General features: G+C 71.7%; 19 protein-coding genes. 13 read left to right on the forward strand and 6 right to left on the reverse strand.

The window, feature by feature from the left end; genetic code table 11:
• The 5 genes from sucB to FNH09_RS18620 all read left to right on the forward strand — a co-directional run.
• The coding region (gene sucB / locus FNH09_RS18600) for a 2-oxoglutarate dehydrogenase, E2 component, dihydrolipoamide succinyltransferase (RefSeq protein WP_152889326.1) at positions 1-1,007 on the forward strand (1,007 nt) is incomplete at its 5' end.
• A gap of 227 nt (positions 1,008-1,234) precedes the next feature.
• A complete protein-coding gene (locus tag FNH09_RS18605) occupies positions 1,235-1,858 on the forward strand; it encodes a GntR family transcriptional regulator (protein ID WP_152889328.1) in 624 nt (207 codons plus the stop codon).
• A 307-nt stretch (positions 1,859-2,165) separates the two neighbouring features.
• The gene (gene aceE / locus FNH09_RS18610) at positions 2,166-4,871 is read left to right on the forward strand and encodes a pyruvate dehydrogenase (acetyl-transferring), homodimeric type (protein ID WP_152889329.1); all 2,706 of its coding nucleotides are present in this window, start codon (positions 2,166-2,168) and stop codon (positions 4,869-4,871) included.
• A gap of 107 nt (positions 4,872-4,978) precedes the next feature.
• The gene (locus FNH09_RS18615; protein ID WP_152889332.1) at positions 4,979-6,031 is read left to right on the forward strand and encodes a helix-turn-helix transcriptional regulator; all 1,053 of its coding nucleotides are present in this window, start codon (positions 4,979-4,981) and stop codon (positions 6,029-6,031) included.
• A gap of 56 nt (positions 6,032-6,087) precedes the next feature.
• Positions 6,088-6,606, forward strand: coding sequence for a DUF4240 domain-containing protein (locus FNH09_RS18620; protein ID WP_152889384.1), 519 nt, complete (start codon positions 6,088-6,090; stop codon positions 6,604-6,606).
• Between the two features lie 101 nt (positions 6,607-6,707).
• Here FNH09_RS18620 and FNH09_RS18625 read toward each other — a convergent pair whose 3' ends face one another.
• Complete coding sequence (locus FNH09_RS18625; RefSeq protein WP_152889333.1) at positions 6,708-6,968, reverse strand: hypothetical protein; 261 nt, start codon at positions 6,966-6,968, stop codon at positions 6,708-6,710.
• A gap of 50 nt (positions 6,969-7,018) precedes the next feature.
• Positions 7,019-7,855 carry a peptidoglycan recognition protein family protein gene (locus tag FNH09_RS18630; RefSeq protein WP_238426771.1) on the reverse strand — a complete coding sequence of 279 codons (837 nt, stop codon included), beginning with the start codon at positions 7,853-7,855 and terminating at the stop codon, positions 7,019-7,021.
• A 238-nt stretch (positions 7,856-8,093) separates the two neighbouring features.
• Here FNH09_RS18630 and FNH09_RS18635 point away from each other — a divergent pair, with 238 nt between their 5' ends.
• Positions 8,094-9,278: a MarP family serine protease gene (locus tag FNH09_RS18635; RefSeq protein WP_162468766.1), complete on the forward strand. Its 1,185-nt coding sequence runs from the start codon at positions 8,094-8,096 to the stop codon at positions 9,276-9,278.
• A 167-nt stretch (positions 9,279-9,445) separates the two neighbouring features.
• Here the strand turns inward: FNH09_RS18635 and FNH09_RS18640 are convergent, their stop codons facing one another.
• Positions 9,446-9,955, reverse strand: a complete 510-nt coding sequence (locus FNH09_RS18640; RefSeq protein ID WP_152889337.1) for a GNAT family N-acetyltransferase — start codon at positions 9,953-9,955, stop codon at positions 9,446-9,448.
• Between the two features lie 117 nt (positions 9,956-10,072).
• Here FNH09_RS18640 and FNH09_RS18645 point away from each other — a divergent pair, with 117 nt between their 5' ends.
• Together FNH09_RS18645 and FNH09_RS18650 are read left to right on the forward strand one after the other, a co-directional pair.
• Entirely contained in the window at positions 10,073-10,966 is an 894-nt protein-coding gene (locus FNH09_RS18645) for a TIGR01777 family oxidoreductase (protein ID WP_152889340.1), read from the forward strand.
• A 161-nt stretch (positions 10,967-11,127) separates the two neighbouring features.
• Complete coding sequence (locus tag FNH09_RS18650; RefSeq protein ID WP_162468767.1) at positions 11,128-12,528, forward strand: FAD-dependent oxidoreductase; 1,401 nt, start codon at positions 11,128-11,130, stop codon at positions 12,526-12,528.
• Positions 12,529-12,642: 114 nt separating this feature from the next.
• On the opposite strand, the gene FNH09_RS18655 is transcribed toward FNH09_RS18650, so the two are convergent.
• Positions 12,643-14,157, reverse strand: coding sequence for an NsdA family TPR-like regulatory protein (locus FNH09_RS18655; RefSeq protein ID WP_152889342.1), 1,515 nt, complete (start codon positions 14,155-14,157; stop codon positions 12,643-12,645).
• 243 nt (positions 14,158-14,400) lie between these two features.
• Here FNH09_RS18655 and lipB point away from each other — a divergent pair, with 243 nt between their 5' ends.
• The 4 genes from lipB (at position 14,401) to FNH09_RS18675 (ending at position 17,571) form a co-directional block, all read left to right on the forward strand.
• A complete protein-coding gene (lipB, locus tag FNH09_RS18660; protein ID WP_162468768.1) occupies positions 14,401-15,198 on the forward strand; it encodes a lipoyl(octanoyl) transferase LipB in 798 nt (265 codons plus the stop codon).
• 125 nt (positions 15,199-15,323) lie between these two features.
• Entirely contained in the window at positions 15,324-16,289 is a 966-nt protein-coding gene (gene lipA / locus FNH09_RS18665) for a lipoyl synthase (protein ID WP_162468769.1), read from the forward strand.
• Positions 16,290-16,590: 301 nt separating this feature from the next.
• Entirely contained in the window at positions 16,591-16,791 is a 201-nt protein-coding gene (locus tag FNH09_RS18670) for an SCO2195 family GlnR-regulated protein (RefSeq protein ID WP_152889344.1), read from the forward strand.
• A 78-nt stretch (positions 16,792-16,869) separates the two neighbouring features.
• Positions 16,870-17,571: a DUF4191 domain-containing protein gene (locus FNH09_RS18675; protein ID WP_152889346.1), complete on the forward strand. Its 702-nt coding sequence runs from the start codon at positions 16,870-16,872 to the stop codon at positions 17,569-17,571.
• Between the two features lie 131 nt (positions 17,572-17,702).
• Here the strand turns inward: FNH09_RS18675 and FNH09_RS18680 are convergent, their stop codons facing one another.
• Positions 17,703-18,173: an RDD family protein gene (locus FNH09_RS18680; protein ID WP_162468770.1), complete on the reverse strand. Its 471-nt coding sequence runs from the start codon at positions 18,171-18,173 to the stop codon at positions 17,703-17,705.
• 209 nt (positions 18,174-18,382) lie between these two features.
• On the opposite strand from FNH09_RS18680, the gene glnA reads away from it, so the two are divergent.
• Complete coding sequence (gene glnA / locus FNH09_RS18685; protein ID WP_152889348.1) at positions 18,383-19,792, forward strand: type I glutamate--ammonia ligase; 1,410 nt, start codon at positions 18,383-18,385, stop codon at positions 19,790-19,792.
• Positions 19,793-19,924: 132 nt separating this feature from the next.
• Here glnA and FNH09_RS18690 read toward each other — a convergent pair whose 3' ends face one another.
• On the reverse strand, positions 19,925-21,181 hold the full coding sequence (locus FNH09_RS18690; protein WP_152889350.1) for a tyrosine-type recombinase/integrase: 1,257 nt from the start codon (positions 21,179-21,181) through the stop codon (positions 19,925-19,927).
• Between the last annotated feature and the right edge of the window lie 68 nt (positions 21,182-21,249).

A 21,249-nucleotide genomic window follows, 5' to 3' on the forward strand; every position in this document is an offset into this window, starting at 1 on the left:
CTCCGGCTCCGGCCCCCGCGCCGGTCGCGCCCGCGCCGGTCGCCCCGGCCCCGGCCGCCACCGCCGGTGACGACGGCGCCTACGTGACCCCGCTGGTGCGCAAGCTCGCCGCCGAGAACGGTATCGAGCTGTCCGCCGTCAAGGGCACCGGTGTCGGCGGTCGTATCCGCAAGCAGGACGTCATCGCCGCCGCCGAGGCCGCGAAGGCCGCTGCCGCCGCCGCTGCCCCGGCTCCGGCCGCCGCCGCCCCGGCCGCCCGCAAGACCCCGGCGCTGGAGGTCTCCCCGCTGCGCGGCCAGACCGTCAAGATGCCCCGCATCCGCAAGGTCATCGGCGACAACATGGTCAAGGCCCTGCACGAGCAGGCGCAGCTGTCCTCGGTCGTCGAGGTGGACATCACCCGTCTGATGAAGCTGCGCGCGCAGGCGAAGGACTCCTTCGTGGCCCGCGAGGGCGTCAAGCTCTCCCCGATGCCGTTCTTCGTGAAGGCGGCGGCCCAGGCGCTGAAGGCCCACCCGGTCATCAACGCCCGGATCAACGAGGCCGAGGGCACGATCACCTACTTCGACTCCGAGAACATCGGTATCGCGGTGGACTCGGAGAAGGGCCTGATGACCCCGGTCATCAAGGGTGCGGGCGACCTGAACATCGCCGGCATCGCCAAGGCCACCGCCGACCTGGCGGGCAAGGTCCGCGCCAACAAGATCACCCCGGACGAGCTGTCCGGCGCGACCTTCACCATCTCCAACACCGGCTCGCGCGGCGCGCTGTTCGACACGATCATCGTGCCGCCGAACCAGGTCGCGATCCTGGGCATCGGTGCCACGGTCAAGCGTCCGGCCGTCATCGAGACGGAGGAGGGCACGGTCATCGGCGTCCGCGACATGACGTACCTGACCCTGTCCTACGACCACCGCCTGGTGGACGGTGCCGACGCCGCGCGTTACCTGACCGCGGTCAAGGCGATCCTGGAGGCCGGCGAGTTCGAGATCGAGCTCGGCCTGTAGTCCTTCAGGAGCAGTCCGCGCACAGCGCACCCACGGTGCCCCCGACCGGAACCTCCGGCCGGGGGCACCGGCGTATGTCCGGCGGGTCAACGTCCGTGGACAGCGTGTAAGCCTCGTCTCACCTGCGCCGAAGCGCCCCCATGCGCCCCTGCGGGACGTGTCGGCGGCCTTATTGTCTAATGGTCAAACGCCCCGGGGGCCTGTGGGCCTCTCCCTAAGGAGCTCTCATGACCGCGCCCGTCGTCCACTCGCTGCGCGAACAGATCCGCGAGCACATCGTGGAGGGGATCGTCAGCGGGCGCTGGCAGCCGGGCGAGCGGATCGTGGAGCGGCGGATCGCGACCGAGCTGGAGGTCAGCCAGACGCCGGTGCGCGAGGCGCTGCGCGAACTGGAGTCGCTGCGGCTGATCGAGTCGGCGCCCAACAAGGGCGTACGGGTGCGCAACCTGACCGCGGCCGACCTGGAGGAGAGCTATCCCGTCCGGGCCGGTCTGGAGGCCATCGCGGCGGAGCTGGCGGCGGACCGGCTGGCGGCGGACTGCTCGGCCCTGGAGCCGCATGTCGCCGCGCTGTACGAGGCCGACCGCAAGGCGGACGGCACCGCCCAGGTGCGGCACACGGTGGGCTTCCACCGGGAGCTGGTGCGGGCGGCCGGCAACTCGGTGCTGCTGCACACCTGGGAGGGGCTCGGCATCGAGGTGTTCACGGCGCTGTCGATCCGCTGGCTGGGGACGGTGCAGCAGTCGTACGCCGAGGAGCACGAGGAGCTGGTGCAGGCGTTCCTGCGCCGCGACCCGCGCATCGCGGAACTGGTGAAGGCCCATGTCCTGGGCTGCGCTCCGCGCGCCTGACACTGCGCCTCGCACAGCACCTGCCACAACCTTTGACACAGCCGAGCACAGACGCGCTCACCTGCGGGAATCCCCGCTGAATCAGCGAAAAAAGTCGGCACCGCGTGCCTGTCCGGAGGGCACGCGGTGCCGACTTTCTCGTCATCAAGAGATTTTGCCCTCGACTCTTTGATCGATCATCGATCAGGGGGTTAGAGTCACCGACGGGCTTCCACCAGAGAGCCCCATGCCCTGTCCTGCCAAAGACCAAGGGCAACCCCCCGAAAGACCTCACAGGGAACCCCCTTCGACTGAGGAAGGCGGCGTAATGACCGACCCCAACGCCATCCAGCCGAGCGCGCTCGACCAGCTCCCGGACCGGGACCCGGAGGAGACCGCCGAATGGCAGGCCTCCCTGGACGCGGTCGCCGAGGCGGCCGGGCCGCACCGTGCGGCGTACCTGATGCGCCGCACGCTGGAGCGTGCCGAGGGCAACGGCATCGCGCTGCCCAAGCTCCTGGAGACGGACTACGTCAACACCATCCCGACCGCCGCCGAGCCGACCGTGCCCGGTGACCCGGAGATGGAAGCCCGCATCACCGCGTGGAACCGCTGGAACGCGGCCGCCATGGTGACCCGCGGCGCGAAGCACGGAGTCGGCGGCCACATCGCCACCTTCGCCTCCGCGGCCTGGCTGTACGAGACCGGCTTCAACCACTTCTTCCGGGGCAAGGAGGCCGACGGCTCGGGCGACCAGCTCTACATCCAGGGCCACGCCTCCCCCGGCATCTACGCCCGCGCCTTCCTCGACGGCCGGCTGAACGAGGCCCACCTCGACAACTTCCGCCAGGAGGCGGGCGGCAACGGCCTGCCCTCCTACCCGCACCCGCGGCGGCTGCCCTGGCTGTGGGAGTTCCCGACGGTGTCGATGGGCCTCGGCCCGCTCTCCGCGATCTACCAGGCGCGCTTCAACCGCTACCTGACCAACCGCGGCATCAAGGACGTCTCCGCGTCCCACGTCTGGGCCTTCCTCGGCGACGGCGAGATGGACGAGCCCGAGTCGACGGCGGCTCTCGCGCTCGCCTCCCGCGAGGGTCTGGACAACCTGACCTTCGTCATCAACTGCAACCTCCAGCGCCTCGACGGCCCGGTGCGCGCCAACTTCAAGATCGTGCAGGAGCTGGAGGCCCAGTTCCGCGGCGCGGGCTGGAACGTCATCAAGTCGCTCTGGGGCACCGCCTGGGACGAGCTGTTCCAGCTCGACACCACCGGCGCGCTCGTCCGCCGCCTGCGCGAGGTACCCGACGCCCAGGTGCAGACGTACCAGACGCGCGGCGCCGCCTACATCCGCGAGGACTTCTTCGGCAAGGACCCGGCGCTCGTCGAGATGGCGAAGCTGCTGAGCGACGACAAGATCCTCGACTGCTTCCACCTCTCCCGCGGCGGCCACGAGTCCCGCAAGGTCTTCGCGGCCTACAAGGCGGCGCTGGAGTTCAAGGGCGCGCCGACCGTCATCCTGGCCCAGACCGTCAAGGGCCACACCCTCGGCGAGGGCTTCGCGTCGAAGAACGCCAACCACCAGATGAAGAAGCTGACGGTGGACGAGTTCAAGACGATGCGCGACCTGCTCGAACTCCCCATCCCGGACAGCAGCTTCGCCGACGGCGTGGTCCCCTACGGCCACCCGGGCGCGGACGCCCCCGAGGTGCGCTACCTCCAGGAGCGCCGCGCGGCGCTCGGCGGCCCCGCCCCGGCCCGCCGCACGCACGCGCTCGCCCCGCTGCCGGCCCCCGCCGAGAAGGCGTTCGCCTCCTTCGACAAGGGCTCCGGCTCCCAGAACGTCGCCACCACCATGGCCTTCGTCCGCCTGATCAAGGACCTGGTCCGCGACAAGGAGACGGGTAAGCGCTGGGTGCCGATCGTCCCCGACGAGGCGCGCACCTTCGGCATGGAGTCGCTCTTCCCGTCGCTGGGCATCTACTCGCCCAAGGGCCAGACGTACGAGCCGGTCGACCGCGACCAGCTGATGTACTACAAGGAGGCCAAGAACGGCCAGATCCTCAACGAGGGGATCACCGAGGCCGGTTCGATGGCCGACTTCATCGCCGCGTCCACCGCGTACTCCACGCACGGCGAAGCGATGATCCCGTTCTACATCTTCTACTCGATGTTCGGCTGGCAGCGCACCGCCGACCAGATGTGGCAGCTCGCCGACCAGCTCGGCCGCGGCTTCCTGGTAGGCGCCACGGCCGGCCGCACCACGCTGACCGGTGAGGGCCTCCAGCACGCGGACGGCCACTCCCCCGTCATCGCGGCGACCAACCCGGCGGCCCTGACGTACGACCCGGCCTTCGCCTACGAGGTCGCGACGATCGTGAAGGACGGTCTGCGCCGCATGTACGGCGAGGCCGCCCCGGGCGAGGACCCGAACGTCTTCTACTACCTCACCGTCTACAACGAGCCGATGCCGCAGCCGGCCAAGCCGTCCGGCCTCGGCATCGACGAGGGCATCGTCAAGGGCCTGTACCGCTTCAACACGGCGGAGTCGGCGGGCCTGAACGTGGCCGGGGCCAACCCCCCGCGCATCCAGCTGCTGGGCTCCGGCACGGCGATCCACTGGGCCCTGAAGGCGCAGCGGATGCTCGCCGAGGAGTGGGGCGTGGCCGCGGACGTCTGGTCCGCCACGTCCTGGACCGAGCTGCGCCGCGACGCGCTGGAGGCCGACGCGGCCCTGCTGCGCGGCGAGGAGCGCGTCCCGTACGTCCGTCAGGCGCTGCACGGCGCCGAGGGCCCGGTGCTCGCGGTCTCCGACTACATGCGCCAGGTCCCCGACCAGATCGCGCAGTGGGTCGAGCAGGACTGGTCCTCGCTGGGCGCCGACGGCTTCGGCCTGTCGGACACCCGCGAGGCGGCCCGCCGTCACTTCGGCGTCGACGCCCAGTCGGTCGTCGTCGCGGCGCTGGCGCAGCTCGCCCGGCGCGGTGAGGTCAAGGCGACCGCGGTGAAGGAAGCACGGGACCGGTACGGCCTGTAACACTGGATCCGGTGGAGGGGCACGGCGACCGACCGCCGTGCCCCTCCACTGTCATGTGGCCCCGGACGCGCCCCGGCGCTGTCAGTGGGGCCCGGCATGATGACGGCATGCGCGCTGCCCGGCTGATCAAGATGGTCCTGCTGCTCCAGTCCCGGAGCTCCATGACCGCCGCCGAGCTGGCCGGGGAGCTGGAGGTCTCGGAGCGGACCGTCACCCGGGACGCGCAGGCCCTCTCCGAGGCGGGGATCCCGGTGTACGCGGAGCGTGGGCGGGCCGGCGGGTACCGGCTGGTCGGCGGATACCGTACGCGGCTGACCGGGCTGGCCCGCGGGGAGGCCGAGGCGCTGTTCCTGAGCGGAGTGCCGGGGGCGCTGCGGGAGATGGGACTGGAGGACGCGGCCTCGGCCGCCCGGCTGAAGGTGTCGGCGGCGTTGCAGCCCTCGCTGCGGGACGCCTCGCGTTCGGCGGCGCAGCGCTTCCACCTCGACGCCCCCAACTGGTTCGCCGAGCCCGCCACGCCCGAACTGCTGCCGGCCGTGGCGGACGCCGTGTGGGACGACCGGCGGATCACGGCCCGCTACCGACGCACGCAGCGCGACGGGCGGGCCGGGCGGGAGGCCGAGCCGGGGGCCGGACCGGAGACCGAGCCGGGGGCCGGACCGGAGACCGAGCGGGAGGTCGAGCGGGAGCTGGAGCCGTACGGGCTCGTGCTCAAGGCGGGCGTCTGGTACCTGTGCGCGCGGGTGGCGGACGCCGGCGCCTTCCGGGTCTACCGGATCGACCGGTTCACGGCGGTGGCCCCCGGCGAGGAGCGCTTCACCCGCGACGAGGCGTTCGACCTGCCCGCCTTCTGGCAGGAGCGGGCCGAGCAGTTCGCGCGCTCCCTGCTGCGGGCCGAGGTCGTGGTGCGGCTGTCCGGCGAAGGCGTACGCAGACTGCCGTACGCCGTCGATCCGCGCTCCGCCCGGCAGGCGCTGGCGGCCGCGGGCGCCCCGGACCGGGACGGCCTGGTGACGGCGACCCTGTCGGTGGAGTCCGAGGAGGTCGCCCACGGGCAGCTGACCGGGCTCGGGCCCGAGGTCGAGGTGCTGGCGCCCGCGGGGCTGCGGGAGCGGTTCGCGCGGGACGCGGCACGGTTCGCCGGGCTGTACCGCTCATAACGATCCGCCGCACTCCACGTGCGTCGCCCTCCGCCAGGCACGATGCTGGATCCGTGATGGACGAGACGGAGTTCTGGGAACTCGTGGACGCCGCCCGCGAGGCCGCCGACGGCGACCCCGAGGAGCAGGCCGACGTGCTGACGGACCGATTGCTGCGGCTGGACCCCGACTCGGTGCTCGACTTCGCACGCCACTTCGAGTCCCGCTACAACCGCGCCTACACCTGGGACCTGTGGGGGGCCGCCTGGGTGCTGCTCGACGGGGCCAGCGACGACGCGTTCGACTTCTTCCGGTGCTGGCTGATCGGCCAGGGCCGGGACGTCTTCGAGGGTGCGGTGCACGGCCCGGACTCGCTGGCCGACCTGCTGGGCGAGTTCGACGAGGAGATCGACGGCGACGGCGAGGAGCTCGGTTTCGCGGCCGACGAGGCCTACGAGCAGCTCACCGGTACCGTCGCCCCGGACCTGGGCATCCCGGCCCCGCCCGCGGAACCCGAGGGCGCTCCGATCGACTTCGAGAGCGAGCGGGCACTCGCGGAGCGCTACCCCAGACTGTGGGACCGCTTCAGGGGTTAGGGCCTGTCCGGCGGAGGATGCCGCAGACCCGGGGTGTGGCACGTCCATCCGGGCCGAGACGGCTTCACTGCTCTCCCGCGACTCGATCCGCCGGGAGGGCCCTATGCCCCTTCTCCCCCGTCGGACGCGCGGCGGCGGCCCGGGTCCGACGGGAGATACGCCTGCGGCTGCTCGGCCTGCGCCGCGTGATGCAGCGGAGCCCGGTTGGCCTGTTCGAGAGCGGACGCGGTCACCGCGGCCGGCCCCAGGACGACGGTCGCGACCGCGCAGAGCACCGCCCACGGGCTGCGTGCGGCCCACGGGCGGCCGCCCTCCCGCTCCGTGGTGTGCGTGCGGCGGTCGGTCGTACGCCTGCTGCTCATGAGTTCCCCGCCTCCGGTCGGCTGCTGTCGCACCCGACGGTAGGCCGCCGTCATCTGAGGAGCCTGCGCCCCGTCTGTGGCGTCGCTGTGGGTGTCCTGCCCTGGAGCCGCGCCGCCGCCTCCCGGATGGAAGGGAGCTTGGCGATGAGGGCCGCGCCGGGGCAGCTGGTCATGAAGCCGTCCTGGTGGGCCGCCAGGGAAGGCAGCATGGCGCCCTGGCCGGCCGGGTAGCGGCTGAGGCTGTTGCTGGACACCAGGTGCACCTTGATGCGCGGGTCGATGTCGGCCAGACCCAGCTTCCAGGCGGCCAGCGCGGCGATCGAGTCGGTCATCGCCTTGGGCACGACTCCGTCCGTGAAGGTGCCCAGGGCGGCGATGCCCGCGGTGCGGTGGTTGAAGCCCTGGGTGTGGGCGCCGGTGACGGCGCGGTCGACACCGCCCGCGCGGCCCTCGTAGATGGTGCCGCAGCGGTCGACGAGGAAGTTGTAGCCGATGTCGTCCCAGCTGCGGGCGCCGGTCTGGCCCGCGTACAGGGCACGGATGATGCGGGGCGCGTCGGCGCAGTCGTAGCCGTTGGGCGAGTCCGTGTGGTGGATGAAGACGGCGACGACCTTGTCGTCGTAGCGCGGCGGCGGCTGCGGGTGCGAGGCGGTGGCGTCCAGCCAGGCGGAACGCGGCACGATGCGCGGTTTGGCCGCGGTGTGGGCGGAGTGCGGGCTCGGGCTGACGGCCGGGTGCTCGGGCCGCGCGGCGAGGGAGGCCGTCGCGGCACCGTCGCCGCCGCCCGCGTACAGCGCCAGCGCGACGACGGCGATGAAGCCGGGCAGGCAGGCCAGCAGCACCAGCACGGTGCTCGGCACCCGCGGGAAACGCCGTTCTCGATTCATGCCCACTCTTCGAAAGCCGGGTCGGAAGACACACATGGTCCCACTGTCGGGGCGTACGACATGCTCCGCGATGTGTGGTGTGCCACCCGGTGGAACCATCGTCCCGGTCCGCGACGTTTCTGTGGGTACACGCGCGCGCGGCGGCCTCCGGTCGGCCGGCCGCGCGCGGCTGATCACCGGGACCGTCCCGCGCGTACTAGGAGACGCCCCTTGAGGGGTCCGAGAGAAAGGCGGCTCCGTGGACCTGCTCGACTTGGTGCTGTTGCTGGTGATCCTGGCCTACGCCGGGTCCGGCTACCGGCGTGGGCTGGTGGCGGGCTGCGTCTCGCTCGCCGGGTTCGTGGGCGGCGCGGTGATCGGCGTGTGGATCCTGCCGTGGGTGATGAACCTGGTGACGCCGGGGACGACGGCGGCGACGATCACCGCGGTGCTGACGGTGCTGGTGCCCGCGGCGGTGGGGCACGAGCTGGCCGGGCGGCTGGCACGGAAGCTGAGACGGGAACTGGACCGGGGACCGCTGCGGGTGCCGGACGGGATCGGCGGGGCCGCGGCGAACACGGTCGCCGTGCTGCTCGTGGCGTGGGTGGCCGCGAGCGTCCTGGGCGCGTCCTCGTCCCCGCTGGTGACGACGGCGATCCGGGACTCGGCGCTGCTCGGCGGCGTGCAGCGGGTGATGCCGGACACCACTCCGACCTGGTTCTCGAACGCCACGTCCGCGCTGACCCAGGCGGGCTTCCCGCAGGTCTTCAACCCGTTCGAGAACGAATCGACCGCCCAGGTGGCCGAGCCCTCGGGCGACAACGTCACCCCGCGCGCGACCCGTGCGGCCGAGCTGAGCACGGTGAAGATCGAGGGATCCTCCGGCGACCAGGGCCGCGAGGGCAGCGGCTTCGTGTACGCGGCGGAGCATGTGATGACCAACGCGCACGTGGTGGCCGGCATCGACCGCCCGAGCGTGCGCGTCGGCGGCGTCGGGCAGTCGTACCGGGCCCGGGTGGTGCTGTTCGACCCGGACAAGGACGTGGCGGTGCTGTACGTGCCCGGTCTGCGTGCCCCCGTGCTGAGCCTCGACGACGAGGCCGGGCGCGGCGAGGCGGCGGTGGTCGCGGGCTATCCGCAGGACGGCGACCTGAACCTCCAGGCGGCGACGGTCGCCAACCGGATGAAGGCGACCGGCCGGAACATCTACAACGACTCCACCGTCACCCGGGAGATCTACTCGATCCGCTCGACCGTGCGGCCGGGCAACTCCGGCGGCCCGCTGCTGACCACCGACGGGCGGGTGTTCGGTGTCGTCTTCGCCCGCTCCACCTCGGACCACGAGACCGGCTATGTGCTGACGGCGGCCGAGGTCGCCTCCGACGCCGAACGCGCGGCGCACTCGACGTCACCCGTGGACACCGGCGAACTGATCACGTCCTGAGCGCCCCGGCGCGCGCGCCGGACATGCGCCCTGGGTGTCACGGCGCGCACGCTGAACATGCGCCCTGGGTGTCACGGCGCGCACGCCGAACGCGCCGTGAACGTCAGGGCGCGCACGCCGGACACGGCCCCAGCGCTCCTGCGCGCACGCCGATCACGGCCCGGGCGTCACAGCGGGCGGCCCATCAGTACGTCGTCGACGTACTCCCCGCCCAGGAAGAACTCCTCGGGCTGCACGCCCTCCACCACGAAGCCCTCGGAGGCGTAGAGCGCGCGGGCCGCCGTGTTGTGCCCGAGGACGCGCAGACTGATCCGCCGGGCGCCCTGACGGCGGGCCTCCGCCACGGCGGCGCGCAGCAGCGCGCGTCCGACGCCCCGGCCGCGGGCCTCCTCGGCGACGGCGAGGCCGCGGATCTGGCGGACGTGCGCGTTCGAGGCGAGCGAGGTGGCCAGGCCCAGGCGGATGTAGCCGACGACCCGGCCGTCGAGTTCGGCGACCAGATGGTCCCGGGGACCGGTGCGCTCGGTGAAGAACGGCTCGTAGGGCTGCCGCGGCGGCGCGCTGACCGCGTGCAGGTACGACCAGACCGCGCGGTCGAGACGGCCGAGGGTCTCCTCGTCGTCGAGCGTGGCCAGGCGTACGTCGAACAGGGCAGGGCGTATCTCGGGCACCGGCATGGGGGCAGCCTACGACGCGGGGTACCGGGGCCCGTACGGCGTCCGGAGGGCACCCCGGACGGTAACGGCAGGTCGTGTCATGGGCTTTCGCCGGTTCGACCGGTGAGGATGGTCGGTATGGAACGCAAGCGAATCGCGGTGGCCGGCGCCTCCGGTCTGATCGGCGGTGCCCTGGTGCGGTCCCTGACCGCGGACGGGCACGAGGTGGTGCGGCTGGTGCGCCGTGCGGCCCGGGGCGGACACGAGGTCTGCTGGGATCCCGGAGGGCGGTACGTGGACACGGCCGGGCTCGACGGCTGCGACGCCGTGGTCAATCTGGCGGGCGCCGGGGTCGGCGACCGGCGCTGGACGGCGGCGCGCCGCAAGGAGATCCACGACAGCCGGGTGCTGGGCACGGCGGCGCTGGCGGAGGCGGTGGCCGCGCTGGACCGGCCGCCGCGCGTGTTCGTCAACGGCAGCGCGATCGGCTTCTACGGGGAGACCGGGGACCGGATCGTCGACGAGGACGCGCCGGCCGGGCGCGGCTTCCTGGCCGAGCTGTGCGTGGAGTGGGAGGCGGCCGCGGCGCCCGCGCGGGAGGCGGGCGTGCGAACGGTGTTCGCGCGGACCGGGCTGGTGGTGGCGCGCGGGGGCGGGGCCTGGCAGCGGCTGTTCCCGCTGTTCGGGGCGGGGCTCGGGGGGCGGATGGGCGACGGGCGGCAGTACTGGTCGTACATCGCGCTGCACGACGAGGTGGCCGCGCTCCGGCACCTCCTCGCGCGCGAGGACCTGTCGGGGCCGTTCAACCTGACCGCCCCGCAGCCGCTGACCAACCGTGAGATCACCGCGGCGATGGGGCGCGTGCTGAACCGGCCGACCTTCTTCGCGGTGCCGCAGGCGGTGCTGCGGACGGCCCTCGGGGAGCTGGCCGGAGAGGTGCTGGGCAGCCAACGGGTGGTTCCCAGGCGACTGTTGGAATCAGGGTTCGCCTTTGCGTTTCCGGGGATCGAGGACACGATCCGGGCGGCCTGATCCCGGCGCCGACCGTATGCGACCGCTGTGCGACCGTGCCCTGCCCATGCGCGACTGCCGTTGACCGATCACCGCCCTAACCTCGATCCGAACTCGGGCATCCCGGACGCCCGTTGGGGGCATGACGTCTCCACCGGCCGCGCAACCTCGAGGAGGGGCACGTGCTTGAGCCCGCGTACCAGGCAGACGTCGTCGTCGTGGGAGCCGGCATCGCCGGCCTCACGGCGGCACATCGGCTGACCAGCGCAGGAATCACGACCGCAGTCCTGGAGGCCGCCCCCTGTCCGGGCGGCCGCATGTCGACCGAGAAGGTCGACGGCTTCCGGCTGGACCGGATCGGACAGCTGCTGAACACGGCATACCCCGAACTGAGCCGCACCCCCGGGCTCGACGGGCTCGTCCTGCGCCCCTTCGCCCCTGGCGTCCTGCTGCACAGCGACGGCCGTCGGCGCCGGGCGGGCGCACCGGCGGGCGGAGGGAGCGCAAGGGGCGCACTCCATGCTGTGCGCGCCCTCGCAAGCGCCCCCAGGCCGCCCGCCGCCCTGCCCAGGCCGCTGCCCCGGCCCCGTGGCGGCTCCTCGCGGGGCGCGTCCGTGCCCCGGGCCCGGGCGGGCGCCCCGCTGGGGACCGCCGTCGACCAGGCCCGGCTCGGCGCCGCGCTCACCCGGATCGCGCACACGCCCCTCGAACGGCTGCTGTCGCGCCCCGAGGCCCCGGCGGGCCTCGCCCTCGCCGCCCGCGGTGTGCCCGCCCGGACGGTCGACGGCTTCCTGCGCCCGCTGCTCGCCGCCCTGCTGTGCGACCCGGACCTGACCTCCTCCAGCAGGTGCGCGGACCTGGCGCTGCGCGCCTTCGCCTCGGGCCGGCTGTGCCTGCCCGAGGGCGGCGCCGAGGCCCTGCCCGAACTGCTCGCACGGGCCCTGCCGCCGGGCGCCCTGCACACCGGGGTGCGGGTCACCTCGGTCGCCACGAACGCGGTGACCACCGCGGAGCACGGGGTGTTCCGCTGCCGCGCCGTGCTGGTGGCCACCGACGCGCGCAGCGCCGCCGAACTGCTGCCCGGTCTGCGCGTACCGGAGTTCCACCCGGTGACGGTCGTCCACCACGCCACCGACGAGCCGCCGGAGACCGGCGCGTCCCTGCTGCTGGACGCCGACCGCGGCGGCCCCGTCGCGCACACCGCGGTGGTCAGCCAGGTCGACCCCAGCCGTGCCCCGGCGGGCCGGGCGCTGGTGTCGTCCACGGTGCTGGGCCCCCCGCCGCCCGACCTCGACACCGCCGTGCGGATCCATCTGGCGCGGCTGTACGGCACCTCCACCGCGCGCTGGGAGACCCTCGCCGTGCACCACTGCGCCGACGCGGTGCCCGCGATGCGCCCGCCGCACGACCTGCGCCGGGCGGTACGGCTGCTGGCGGGGCTGTACGTGTGCGGCGACCACCGCGACACCAGCACCGTGCAGGGAGCGCTGCACTCGGGCCGACGGGCCTCGGCGGCGATCCTGGCGGACCTGGGCGCGACGGGACCGATGCACACGGCGGAGCCGCTGCGCACGGCGGCCTGAACCGGCCTGAACCGGCCGGGCCGCCGCCCGCTCGCCCGCTCGCCCGACCGGCCGACCGGCCGCCGCCCCGCGCACCTCGGGGGCGGCGGCCGGCTCGTCCCGGTGTCCGCCCGCTCACCCGAGGGCGACGGCCACCTTGTCGCGGTACCCGCGCACCGGTGCCGCGTCCTTGTACGGCTCCAGCCGCCGCTCGAAGTCCCGTACGTACTCCACGGCCCGCACCGACCGCATCTCCGCCGCCTGCCCGGCGGCCTCGGCACCGAGCTGGCAGGCCTGGTCGAGTTCGCCGAGGCCGAGCCGGGCGGTGGCGAGCACGATCCGGCAGAACACCCGGCTGCGGGCGAAGGAGGGGGCGCGCAGTTGCAGGGAGCGCTCGGCGTGCTGGGCTGCGGCCCGGAACTGCTGGAGGTCCCGGTGGCAGTGCCCGAACTCGTCGGCGAGTTGCGCCTCGTCGAAGAACCGTGCCCAGTACGGCACCTCGTCCCCGGGCCGGGCCGCCTCCAGGGCCCGCTCGGCCCGTACCAGGGAGGCGGTGCAGGCGCGCACCTCGCCCAACACGCCGTGCGCGCGGGCCTCGACCGCGTGCAGCAGCGCCTGGAGGACCGGCGGGGCGCTGGTGCCCACCCCCTGCTGGGCGACCCGCGCGAGCTGCACCGCCTCGCGCCCGTGCGCCAGATAGACGGCCTGGCGGCTCATGGTCACCAGGACGTACGAGCCGTACGCCCGGTCCCCGGCCGCCTGGGCCAGCCGCAGCGCCTGCACGAAGTAGCGCTGGGCGAGTCCGTGCGCGGCGATGTCGTACGAGGTCCAGCCGGCCAGCCGGGTCAGATCGGCGGCCGCGGCGAACAGCCGGCGGCCGGTCTGCTCGCCGTAGACGCCCCGCAGCATCGGCTCGCACTCGTGTTCCAGATAGCGCACCAGTGCCTGGCGGGCGTGGCCGCCGCCGTAGGCGTCGTCGAGGGTGCGGAACAGCTCGCCCACCGAGCGCAGTGCGGCGATGTCGCCGCCGCTGACGCGCTGGCCGGGTCCGCGTTCGCTCTGGCCGCGCCGCCGGGCGGCGGGTCCCTGCTGCTCGGGCGAGAGCGTCGGCCTCGGCACGGCGGCGCGGACCTGGGCCGTCACCTGCCCCGGCAGCTGGGCCGCGACCTGGGCCGGCACCCGGGCGGGCGGTTCACCGCGGGCGACCCGTTCGTCGGCCCGGCCGATCAGCCAGTCCCGGCTGGGCACGACGAGCCCCGCCGGGGTGAACGCGATCTTGCGCAGCTCGGCGTGGCTGCCGGAGTCCTTGCGCCACAGCCCGCTGACGATGTCGACGGCCTCCTCGGGCGTGCCCGCGAACTCCAGGCCCGCGTACACCGGGGCGCAGGCGTCCAGGCCGAGTTCCTGGGCGGAGAGCCGGCGCCCCAGCCGGCGGGTGAACACCTCGGCGATCAGGGCGGGCGTGGTGCCCCGGGGCTGCTGTCCGCGCAGCCAGCGGGTCACGGAGGTCTTGTCGTATCTCAGGTCGAGCCCGTGCTCGAGACCGAGCTGGTCCACGCGACGGGCGAGACCTGCGTTGGAGAACCCCGCTTCTGCGATGAGCGCGGCGAGCTGGCGGTTGGGAGTGCGCTGCGCGGGTCGGTCCGTCATCTGCGGTGCGGTCTCCTGCCTTTCGGGCCTCGCTGGGCCCAGCGTTGCCCGGATTGCCTGTGAGCAGCCCAAATGGGCTCGTGAACGGCGCGAATGTAGCTGAGCGTAAGCAGTCGATCGCACATCTCGACGTTCATTCATCCGATCGTGTGAGGATTGGCCGTGCGGCTGACGGGATTCGGTCGGACGTACAGTGGCGTAGGCACGTTTCGTGCCTTACGACCTTCTAGGGAGGCGCTTGCCGTGAGTGAGTTGCGGTTCGTCCGTATGGGGTTCGGCGCGGACGCCGTCGAGTACCAGGAGGCGTGGGACGAGCAGCGCCGGGTGCACACGGCCCGCTTCGCCGACGAGATCCCCGACACCGTGCTGCTCCTGGAGCACCCGCCCGTCTACACGGCCGGACGGCGCACGGCGGACAACGAGCGCCCCCTGGACGGCACCCCGGTGGTCGACGTGGACCGCGGCGGCAAGATCACCTGGCACGGTCCGGGCCAGCTCGTCGGCTACCCCATCCAGAAGCTGCCGCGCCCGGTCGACGTCGTCGCCCACCTGCGCCGCCTGGAGGACGCGATGATCCGCGTCTGCGCCGAGTTCGGCGTCGAGACCAGCCGGGTCGAGGGCCGGGCGGGCGTGTGGGTGCTGGGCGACCCGGTGGAGCAGCGCCCGTCGCTCGGCGGCCTCTCCCTGGACTTCGACCCGCGGCTGACCGACGAGGAGTTCGACCCCCGCCTCGACGGCCCGGAGTACGCGCCCTCCAACGCCGGCCAGCGCCGCGAGGACCGCAAGATCTGCGCCATGGGCATCCGGGTCGCCAAGGGCGTCACCATGCACGGCTTCGCCCTCAACGTGAACCCGGACACATCCAGCTTCGACAAGATCATCCCGTGCGGCATCCGCGACGCCGGTGTGACCTCCCTCGCCCACGAGCTGGGCCGCGCCCTCACCATCGAGGAGGTGCTGCCGGTGGCCGAACGGCACCTGGCCGACGTCCTGGGCAACGCGGACCTCAGGCCGCGCGAGATCGAGAAGGCGACCGCCTGACCGGGAATGCGACCGGAGGCCGAGGGGTTGGCCTCACGGGCGGGCAGAGCCCGGCAAACACGAGGCGTACGCTGGTGTACGCCGAAGATTCGAAGACTACTCAAAGCAATCAGCAGGGAGCCGATGTGTCCGCAGTCGCACCCGACGGACGCAAGATGCTGCGCCTGGAGGTCCGGAACGCCCAGACCCCCATCGAGCGCAAGCCCGAGTGGATCAAGACCCGGGCGAAAATGGGTCCCGAGTACACGAAGATGCAGAACCTCGTGAAGAGCGAGGGCCTGCACACGGTCTGCCAGGAAGCCGGCTGCCCGAACATCTACGAGTGCTGGGAGGACCGCGAGGCGACCTTCCTCATCGGCGGCGACCAGTGCACCCGGCGCTGCGACTTCTGCCAGATCGACACCGGCAAGCCCGAGGCGCTCGACCGTGACGAGCCGCGCCGCGTGGGCGAGTCCGTGGTCACCATGGACCTGAACTACGCCACCATCACCGGCGTCGCCCGCGACGACCTGGAGGACGGCGGCGCCTGGCTGTACGCCGAGACGGTCCGCCAGATCCACGCGCAGACCGCCGGGCGCGAGGCCGGCCGCACCAAGGTCGAACTGCTCGCCCCCGACTTCAACGCGGTCCCCGAGCAGCTGGCCGAGGTCTTCTCCGCCCGCCCCGAGGTCTTCGCGCACAACGTCGAGACGGTCCCGCGCATCTTCAAGCGGATCCGCCCCGGCTTCCGCTACGAGCGCTCCCTGAAGGTGATCACCGCCGCGCGCGACTACGGCCTGGTCACCAAGTCCAACCTGATCCTCGGCATGGGCGAGACCCGCGAGGAGGTCAGCGAGGCGCTGCGGCAGCTGCACGAGGCCGGCTGCGAGCTGATCACCATCACGCAGTACCTGCGCCCCTCCGTGCGCCACCACCCGGTGGAGCGCTGGGTGAAGCCGCACGAGTTCGTCGAGCTGAAGGACGAGGCCGAGCAGATCGGCTTCTCCGGTGTGATGTCGGGCCCGCTGGTCCGTTCCTCGTACCGGGCGGGCCGGCTGTACCAGATGGCCGTCGAGAAGCGCGGAGCATACATCGCCACGCAGGCCGTCTGACGGAGTGCCGGCGATCGTGCCCCGAATGGGCGCGAGACAAGCGTGTGAACTCACGCACAAGTTACTACTGGCCAGTAACGGCCGATTCGACGCGGTCCCGACCGTCCTCGCAGATGAGGGCGCCGTCGGGGCCGCGTCCGCCGTTCGGACCCGCGCATCAAGGTTTCACGACCGTTTGACCGGTCGGTCATGCCCTGGTAACACCAATCAGTGACGCTGGTGTCACACCACGTAGACCCGCGATGAACCCGTAGTAGCCCGAAATCCGGGCCCCGGTGACCTACCGAGGGGACTATCCACGATGCAGGCCGCGCCCGTACACGCCACAGCGATTCCGTCCTTCACCAGCGCCCTGCGCGCGGTCGAGTCGTTGCTCATGAGCGGTGGTCAGCGCACCGCCCGCCGCAACGCCTGGACCTCGGTCCTGGAGGACCGCCGTCGCGCCAAGGACCGGTCGGAGACCGAGCGCGTCCTGGAGGAGACCCTGTCCGCGCGTTCCTGACGTCCCCGAACGCCCCTTCCGCCCGCTCTGCGGGCACTGCCGTCGTGGCCGCCCCGGGGGACACGTAGACTTCGTGGCATGGCGAGGAAGGACAACGCGGCGGACGCCGCGAACCCCGGGCGACTGAAGCAGATCGCTCTGACGTACAAGATGACCCGCAAGGCCGACAAGAAGATCGGTCTTGTACTCGCGGCTGTCGGCATCATCACCTTCGGTGTCTTTCTCGCGATCGGTTTTCTGATCGGTCACCCCATCTATCTCGGCATCCTGGGCCTCCTGCTCGCCATCCTCGCGACGGCGATCGTGTTCGGGCGCCGGGCCGAGCGGGCCGCTTTCGGCCAGATGGAGGGCCAGCCGGGCGCGGCGGCGGCCGTGCTGGACAACATCGGCCGGGGCTGGACTACCACCCCCGCGGTGGCGATGAACCGCAGCCAGGACGTGGTGCACCGGGCGGTCGGCAAGGCCGGCATCGTGCTGGTCGCCGAGGGCAACCCGAACCGGGTGAAGTCCCTGCTGGCGGCCGAGAAGAAGAAGATGAACCGCGTGGTCGCCGACGTGCCGGTGCACGACGTGATCGTCGGCAACGGCGAGGGCCAGATCCCGCTGAAGAAGCTGCGCACGACCATGCTGAAGCTGCCGCGCGTGCTGACCGGCCCGCAGGTCACCGCGACCACCGACCGGCTGCGCGCGCTGGGCGACCTGATGAGCAACATGCCGCTGCCCAAGGGTCCGATGCCGAAGGGCATGCGCCTGCCGAGGGGCGGAGCGAACGGCCGCTGAGCCACCGCGTGCGGATCCCCGTACGACGACCTGCGACGAAGAAGACGAAGAAGGGGCGCCCGGACCACTCCGGGCGCCCCTTCTTGTTCTTGCCTTCTCGTTCTTGCTCGTTCTTGCCGTTCCGGGAGGTGCTAGATGCGCACCTCGACCGTGCGGGCCAGCCGGTCGTGCAGTCCTCGGCCGTCGCGGTCCCAGATCAGGGCCGGGACGGCGAGGCACAGCAGGGCGGTGCGCAGCAGGGCGCGCAGCGGGTTGACCGTGCCGGTCTCCAGCGTGATCACCCGCAGCCCGAAGAGACGCTTGCCGGGGGTGGAGCCGACCGTGCCGACCGTCAGCACACCGAGGACGAAGAAGACGAGCAGCGTCCAGTTGCCGGTGGTACGCGGGTCATAGCCGTCCGTGACCAGGCTGTATGCGATCAAGAAGCACAGGCCCCAGTCCACCGCGATGGCGCCGAGCCGCCGTCCGGGGCGGGCGATCGAGCCGGGCCCCTCCTCCGGCAGGCCGAGCTGCTCGCCCCGGTATCCGAAGTCGCCGCCCGCTTCTTCCATGGCCGCCCGCGGCCCGGAGAGCCACGATCCGATTGCTTGCCTGTTGTCCACCCGCCCACGGTACTGCGCCCGGATACGACCGCGGGACGGCGGGGTACTCAGGGACTACGGTGGAACCGGACCCGGTTAACTTCTGCGAAACAAACGGGTCACGCCGGAGAAATCACCCATCCCTAGTGTCGAGGCCACCGTGTGCCACCGCACTGGCCGCACGCACGAACTACCACCCCGGCAGGACGGTCGGGAGTAGGAGGAGCTGGATGTTCCAGAACGCCGACGAGGCCAAGAAGTTCATCGCGGACGAGGACGTCAAGTTCGTCGACGTCCGTTTCTGCGACCTGCCGGGTGTCATGCAGCACTTCTCGCTGCCCGTCGAGGCGTTCGACCCGGACGAGGAGCTCGCCTTCGACGGCTCGTCGATCCGTGGCTTCCAGGCCATCCACGAGTCCGACATGGCGCTGCGCGCGGACCTGTCGACGGCTCGCGTCGACCCCTTCCGCCGGGACAAGACCCTCAACATCAACTTCTTCATCCACGACCCGATCACGGGCGAGCAGTACTCCCGTGACCCGCGCAACGTGGCGAAGAAGGCCGAGGCCTACCTCGCGTCGACCGGCATCGCGGACACCGCGTACTTCGGCCCCGAGGCCGAGTTCTACGTTTTCGACAGCGTGCGGTTCAAGACCTCGGAGAACGAGTCCTTCTACCACATCGACTCCGAGGCGGGCGCCTGGAACACCGGCGCGCTGGAGGACAACCGCGGCTACAAGGTCCGCTACAAGGGCGGCTACTTCCCGACCCCGCCGGTCGACCACTTCGCCGACCTGCGCGCGGAGATCTCCCTTGAGCTGGCGGCCTCCGGCCTCCAGGTCGAGCGTCAGCACCACGAGGTGGGCACCGCCGGCCAGGCCGAGATCAACTACAAGTTCAACACGCTGCTCGCCGCGGCCGACGACCTCCAGCTCTTCAAGTACATCGTGAAGAACGTCGCCTGGCGCAACGGCAAGACCGCGACCTTCATGCCGAAGCCGATCTTCGGTGACAACGGCTCGGGCATGCACGTCCACCAGTCGCTGTGGAGCGGCGGCTCCCCGCTGTTCTACGACGAGGCCGGTTACGCGGGTCTGTCGGACATGGCCCGCTACTACATCGGCGGCATCCTCAAGCACGCGCCGTCGCTGCTGGCCTTCACCAACCCGACGGTGAACTCGTACCACCGTCTGGTCCCGGGCTTCGAGGCGCCGATCAACCTGGTGTACTCGCAGCGCAACCGCTCCGCGGCCATGCGCATCCCGATCACCGGCTCCAACCCGAAGGCCAAGCGCGTCGAGTTCCGCGCGCCCGACTCCTCCGGCAACCCGTACCTGGCGTTCTCCGCGCTGCTGCTCGCGGGCCTGGACGGCATCAAGAACAAGATCGAGCCGGCCGAGCCGATCGACAAGGACCTGTACGAGCTGGCTCCCGAGGAGCACGCGGGCGTGGCCCAGGTCCCGACCTCGCTCCCGGCCGTCCTCGACTCGCTGGAGCGCGACCACGAGTTCCTGCTCGCGGGCGACGTCTTCACGTCCGACCTGATCGAGACGTGGATCGACTTCAAGCGCACGAACGAGATCGCCCCGCTCCAGCTGCGCCCGCACCCGCACGAGTTCGAGCTGTACTTCGACGTGTGATATCGCCCCAGGTCAGAGCGGGTTTCCGCTCCCCTGGGCCGTGTGTGGGCCGTCGGCCGTGTTCTTCCTTCCTGGGAGGAGCACGGCCGACGGCCTGTTTCGGGCCCCGCACCGCGAACGGCTGCCGACGGCTTACGCCGGGCCGCCGCGCGGGCTAGCCGCACCCTGCACGCCGAATGCCGCGTCGATGGCCTTGCGGGCACGGTCCTGGCTGTTCGGCATGAGGTGCGTGTACGTCCGGAGCGTGAATCCCGGGTCGGAGTGACCGAGGTACTCGGCCAGAGCCTTGATGTTCTCTCCCGAGTCCAGCAGCACCGACGCGTAGTAGTGCCGCAAGGCGTGCATGCCGTGCTCTCGCGACGGCTCGAACCGCTCCCCCGGGGCCCGCTCCGGGATGACGCCGGCCGCGATCAGGGCGGGCTTCCACAGGTACGCGTTGAAGTAGTTCCTGTTCAGCGCTTTCCGCTCCCGTGAGTAGAACAGCAGCTTGGCCGTGACCGGCGGCCCCTCCGGGGTCTTCCACGGCAACGTGACGTCGATGGGTGACCGCCGGGTGATGTGAGCGGCGAGCGCGTCCGAGACCACGTCGGGCAGCGGGACGTCACGCAATTTGCCGCCTTTGGGCGGGGCGAACACCATCTGCGGGCCGATCAGCTTGACCTGCCGCACCACGTGGACGACTCCCCCGACGAAGTCGACTTCGTCGACAGCGAGCCCGAAGATCTCACCTTGCCGCAAGCCACATCCGGCCCCGACGTCGGCGATCGGCGCGTACTGCCTCGGAAGTCCGCCCCGGACCGCGACCACCCGATCATGCGTCCACGGCTTGAGCTTCCGCCGGTCCAGCTTGGGGGCCCGCACCGATCCTGCGCGACAAGGGTTCCGGACCAGAATGCCGTCGTCCACAGCGGCGGCGAACACCGCGGAGACGTTCGCGAAGACGGTCCGCTGATACGACGCTGCCATCCCGGAGTCGGCAAGGGCCCGTGCCCACGTGCGGATGTGGGCGGGTTGAAACGCGCTCATGGAGCGAGAGCCGATGTAGGGGAAGGCGTGCAGCCGGAACCGCAGCTCCATGTTCACGATGGTGGAAGGGTCCGTGGTCTGGGATGCCAGCCACTGCGTGGCGAACTCCTTGAACGTCACCTTGCCCGAGGACGGGTCGACGTACTGGCCACGGGTCATGTCAGCCGCGATCTGAGTCAGCCATGCTTCCGCGAGTCGCTTCTGCTTGTCAGGGAACGACTTGCTGCGCTCGCTCCCATCCGGCGCAACGTAGCGCGCCCGGTAGCGCAAGCCCGTCCCGTACCGGTCGCTCCTTGTCTTGATCGTCTTGCCGTTGAGTGCCGTCTCGGTCTTGTACCAGCGGTCTTGGATGTGGCCGGCCATGCGGCGGCGGTCCTCTCGACATGCAACAGGGAGAGCCGGGCGTAGCGGCTCTCCCTGCTGTCTTGGGG

It is taken from the genome of Streptomyces adustus, assembly GCF_009377175.1.
In the GTDB taxonomy this organism is placed as follows: domain Bacteria; phylum Actinomycetota; class Actinomycetes; order Streptomycetales; family Streptomycetaceae; genus Streptomyces; species Streptomyces adustus.